Source organism: uncultured Dialister sp. (genome assembly GCF_900541605.1).
Classification (GTDB): domain Bacteria; phylum Bacillota; class Negativicutes; order Veillonellales; family Dialisteraceae; genus Dialister.
The window spans coordinates 1-4,783 of the sequence record NZ_UQKJ01000133.1 but is presented as its reverse complement, the minus strand read 5'-3'; the positions used below and the strand labels follow the sequence as shown (position 1 = coordinate 4,783).

The following is a 4,783-nucleotide window of genomic DNA, read 5'->3' as shown; positions in this document are numbered from 1 at the left end:
ACTCTGCACGAGGCTCCTTCCTTGGGAAGGAGCTGCCCACAGGGCTGAGGTTAGCCGATGGAAATTGAAGAAAGCGCCGCAGGCTGTCGAGCTTTCCTAGTAGCTAGAAGCTAGGAGCTAGAAGCCCCGCACGAATGACTCTATCCATCAGCACCCCATCAGCTCGATAAACCGCAATAGTCTGAATCCTATTTCCCGCCTTCCGGGCGGGGATTCCATAGAATAACCATTACGAGGTACACCATGAAAAGCTTACTGAACCACTCCTTTCTCACCATGACCGACTATACACCGGAAGAATTTGCCTATTACCTGGATCTTGCCGAAAAGCTGAAACAGGACAAGAAAGCCGGAAAAGAAATCAAAACCCTGGAAGGCAGGAATTTTGCCCTCATTTTCGAAAAAGATTCCACCCGTACCCGCTGCGCCTTCGAAGTGGCAGCCAGGGACCAGGGCGCCTTTACCACCTACCTGGGCCCCACCGGGAGCCAGATAGGGAAAAAAGAATCCATCGCCGACACCGCAAGGGTCCTTGGAAGCATGTTTGATGCCATCGAATTCCGGGGATTTGCCCAGAGCGCAGTGGAAGAGCTTTCCGCCAAAGCCGGCGTGCCTGTATGGAACGGCCTCACCGATTATGACCATCCCACCCAGACCCTGGCCAACTTCCTCACTCTGAAAGAACATTTCAAAAAGCCCTTAAACCAGCTTTCCTTCGCCTACGTAGGACATGGCCAGTCCAATATGGCCCATGCCCTCATGGCGGGCGCCGCACTTTCGGGTATGGAATTCCGCATTATCGGGCCGAAGCAGTTTTTCCCGGAAGATGATTTCACCGCCAAATGCAAAAAGATTGCGGAGAAAACCGGTGCCACCTTCACATTCACCGATGACCCGGTGGAAGGGGTCAAAGGGCTGGATGTCATCTATACCGGCGTCTGGGTCACCATGGGGGATCCCTACGAATTATGGGGAGAACGGATTAAGCTTTTCCTGCCCTACCGTATCACCATGGATATGATCAGAAATACCGGAAATCCGGATACCGTTTTCTGCCACTGCCTCCCCTCTTTCCACAATACGGAAACAAAGGTGGGGAAAGACATTTATGAACGGTTCGGTCTTGACGGCATCGAAGTCACGGACGATGTATTTGAAGCCCCCTTCTCCCTGGCCTTCCAGGAAGCAGCGAACCGGCTTCCCACCATCAAAGCCGTCATGGTAGCCACCTTCGGTGACTATCGGTTAGATTAAAAATGGAAGGAGAGACCTCATATGTCTACAGCACTGCCGAAAGTTTTCATTGTTGGTGAATCCGGTACCACCGGCCTTCGTCTCCATGACCGTCTTTCCTCCCGCACAGATATAGAGCTCCTTTCCCTTCCTGCGGAAAAGAGAAAAGATATTCCCACTATCCATGAATTTGCTGAAAAAGCGGATCTCATGTTCCTCTGCCTTCCCGATGCAGCTTCCAAAGAAATAGTGGAAGCCGTGAAGGATACGGATATCCGTATCCTTGATACCTCCACCGCCCACCGCACGGCGGATGACTGGGTCTACGGATTCCCGGAACTGTCAGAATCGCAGAAGGAAGCCATCGTCTCGGCAAAAAAAGTGGCTGTCCCCGGCTGCCACGCCAGCGGCGTCATTTCTATCCTGTACCCCCTCGTCCACGCCGGCATTCTTCCCATCAATTACCCCCTCCACTGCTTTTCCCTCACCGGTTACAGCGGCGGCGGCAAGAAGATGATCGGTCAGTATGAAGAGGGCGGAGACACCGCCCTCCTCGCCCCACGGCAATACGGCCTTTCCCAGAACCATAAGCACCTGCCGGAAATCATGAAGGTCTGCAAGCTCTGCGAAAAGCCTCTCTTTTCACCGATCGTAGATAACTATTACGAAGGCATGGAAGTGACCATCGGGTTCCACACCCATTTCCTCCAGCTCCCCTGTGGCCTTCCCGGTGATATTGACACCGATGATTTCCACATGATCTATGAAAAGCACTATAAAAATGCAAAGCTTATCCATGTGAGCCCCCTGTCCCTTGATGAAACGAATGGCCTCTTTCTTTCGGCCAATGAAAACGCCGGAAAAGACAGCATGACCCTCTATGTTGCAGGAAACGATGAACGGGTCCTGGTCATTTCCTCTTTTGACAACCTGGGCAAAGGCGCCTCCGGCGCCGCCATCCAGTGCATGAACCTCATGCTCGGTTTCCCGGAAGAAACGGGACTGGTGCTGTGATTAGCCAAATGACTGATGGCCCAATCGCATGAATGGGGCTAAAGGTTGTGGGTGAACACCGCTACGCTTGTTCACCGGGTGGCAGGCGCTTCGCGCCGGGGGCATAAGGTTGAATAGCCGCCGAAGGCGGCAGGCCCACCTCATGCACCCGCTTCAGCAAGCGTAGCGACGTTGAAGCTACAACCCGGTTGGCAAGCGAAGCGATGCCAACCCACCACCCTTATGCTCCTTCCATCCGATTGGCCTAATAACTTGCTCCTTATCTGAGACACTCATCCAGGAGGTAATTTATGAACGCATCCAATGCGGTACGGGCCGAAATACTGACACAGGCCGTACCTTACATCAAAGAATATACAGGTAAATACGTAGTCGCCAAATACGGCGGAAATGCCATGACCGATCCTGCCCTGAAAAAATCAGTAATGCAGGATATCCTCCTGCTGTCCCTGGTGGGGGTGAAAGTGATTCTCGTCCATGGCGGCGGGCCTGAAATCAGCGCCATGCTGAAGCGGCTCTCCATAGAATCCCATTTTGAAAAGGGCCTTCGCGTCACCGACGACGCCACCATGGAGGTGGTACAGATGGTGCTGGCAGGCAAAGTCAATAAAAGCCTTGCCGCCAATCTCACAGCCCTTGGCGGCAAGGCAGTCGGTCTATGCGGTATCGACGGAGGCCTCATCAAAGTCCACAAGAAGGATGAGAAACTGGGGCAGGTCGGAGAAATTGACAGCATCAACAAGAAAATACTGGATGACCTGCTGGACGGCGGTTTCATTCCTGTCATCTCTTCCATCGGCATCGATAATGCCGGGAATCCTTACAACATCAATGCCGACACGGCAGCCGCCAAAATTGCTGCTGCCATCCATGCGGAATCCATGGTGGTCATGAGCAATATCAACGGGGTCCTCAAGGACAAGGACGACCCGGACTCCCTCATCAAAAAGATTACCCTCACCGATGCGGAGGCCCTGAAAAAGGACGGCACCATTGCCGGCGGCATGATTCCCAAGGTTGACTGCTGCACCAATGCCATCAAAGAGGGAGTAAAGAAAGTTTTCATCATCAACGGAGAAATCCCCCACGCCATCCTCATCGAACTTCTCACCGATGAAGGACTGGGAACCATGTTCACGAAGTAATGCAAAATGCAATGGGCTTTTGTGTACGGTTCTGGCGGGCAGAGTCATTCCCATGGAGCTGCCAGCTGCCAGAAGTCCCCGCACGAATGACTCTCCCCATAAGCTCTGAACACAACAGCCCACGCAGCCATCCGATTTTCTAAAGGAGTCAACCTATGAATACAGAAGAAAAAGATGCAGCCTATATTGCCCATACCTATTCCAGATATCCCGTATGTTTTGTCAAAGGCAAAGGATCTCACCTGACCGATGAAAATGGAAAAGATTACATCGACCTGGGAAGCGGTATAGGCGTTGATATCTTCGGCATTGCCGACGAAAAATGGATGGAAGCCGTCACGAAGCAGCTTCACACCCTGAACCATGTATCCAACCTGTTCTACACAAAACCTATGGCAGACCTGGCGGAGATGATCTGCCGCAAGACCGGTATGGAGAAGGTCTTCTTTTCCAATTCCGGTGCCGAAGCCAATGAATGCGCCATCAAAGGCGCCCGGAAATATTCCATCAATAAGTATGATAAAGACAGAAACGTCATCGTCACCCTCATCAACGGATTCCACGGACGCACCATTACCACCCTCGCCGCCACGGGACAGGAAATTTTTCATAAAGATTTCTATCCCTTCACGGAAGGATTCCTCTATACACCGGCCAACGATCTTCCTGCTTTTATAAAACTCTGTGAAGAAAATCCCCACATCTGTGCCGTCATGGTAGAACCCATCCAGGGGGAAGGCGGCGTCCATCCCCTGACGAAAGAATTTTTCGAAGGCATCGGAAAATATGCCAAAGAGCATGATATTCTCCTCATCGTGGATGAGGTACAGACCGGCAATGGGAGAACAGGAAAACTCTATGGCTACATGAATTACGATGTGGAACCGGACATCGTTTCCACGGCCAAAGGGATTGGCGGCGGCCTTCCCCTGGGCGCCACCTTCTTCAACCATAAAACCGCCGGCGTCTACACCCCCGGCACCCATGGCTCCACATTCGGCGGCAACCCCATTGCCTGTGCCGGCGCCCTGTCCATTCTTTCCCGGATCGATGATGCCCTGTTGCAGGATGTCAAAGAGAAGGGGCAGTACATAAAAGAGCAGCTGTCCGGTGCCAAAGGAGTAAAGTCTGTGGCCGGCATGGGCCTCATGTGGGGTATTGAACCGGAAAAAGATGTGAATACCCTGGTCCCCGGACTTCTGGAAAAGGGGGTAGTGGTGCTGACGGCCAAGGAAAAAATCCGCCTCCTCCCGGCGCTCAATATTCCCTGGGAAGACCTGAAACAGGCCGTGGCCATTATGAAAGAGGTGCTGGCGGAATAATTACTGCCTATTGTGGTGAGCTGTTAGAGCGAAGCTTACGGATAGAGTCATTCGTGCGGGGCTTCTAGC

4 protein-coding genes are annotated in these 4,783 nt (G+C 52.6%); all 4 read left to right on the top strand.

From position 1 onward, the window contains the following. The first annotated feature begins 243 nt into the window (after positions 1–243). The 4 genes from argF to QZR21_RS08030 all read left to right on the top strand — a co-directional run bounded on the left by argF (position 244) and on the right by QZR21_RS08030 (position 4,714). The gene (argF, locus tag QZR21_RS08045) at positions 244–1,254 is read left to right on the top strand and encodes an ornithine carbamoyltransferase (RefSeq protein ID WP_296096545.1); all 1,011 of its coding nucleotides are present in this window, start codon (positions 244–246) and stop codon (positions 1,252–1,254) included. 21 nt (positions 1,255–1,275) lie between these two features. Further along, on the top strand, positions 1,276–2,247 hold the full coding sequence (gene argC, locus QZR21_RS08040; protein ID WP_296974797.1) for an N-acetyl-gamma-glutamyl-phosphate reductase: 972 nt from the start codon (positions 1,276–1,278) through the stop codon (positions 2,245–2,247). 290 nt (positions 2,248–2,537) lie between these two features. Then, positions 2,538–3,392, top strand: coding sequence for an acetylglutamate kinase (argB, locus tag QZR21_RS08035; protein ID WP_296096541.1), 855 nt, complete (start codon positions 2,538–2,540; stop codon positions 3,390–3,392). Between the two features lie 155 nt (positions 3,393–3,547). Continuing rightward, positions 3,548–4,714: an acetylornithine/succinylornithine family transaminase gene (locus QZR21_RS08030; protein ID WP_296974793.1), complete on the top strand. Its 1,167-nt coding sequence runs from the start codon at positions 3,548–3,550 to the stop codon at positions 4,712–4,714. Positions 4,715–4,783: the final 69 nt, after the last annotated feature.

Excerpts from the sequence above, each read along its gene's own strand:
- argF (WP_296096545.1), top strand. The coding sequence starts at position 244 with ATGAAAAGCTTACTGAACCACTCCTTTCTCACCATGACCGACTATACA.
- argC (WP_296974797.1), top strand. The coding sequence starts at position 1,276 with ATGTCTACAGCACTGCCGAAAGTTTTCATTGTTGGTGAATCCGGTACC.
- argB (WP_296096541.1), top strand. The coding sequence starts at position 2,538 with ATGAACGCATCCAATGCGGTACGGGCCGAAATACTGACACAGGCCGTA.
- QZR21_RS08030 (WP_296974793.1), top strand. The coding sequence starts at position 3,548 with ATGAATACAGAAGAAAAAGATGCAGCCTATATTGCCCATACCTATTCC.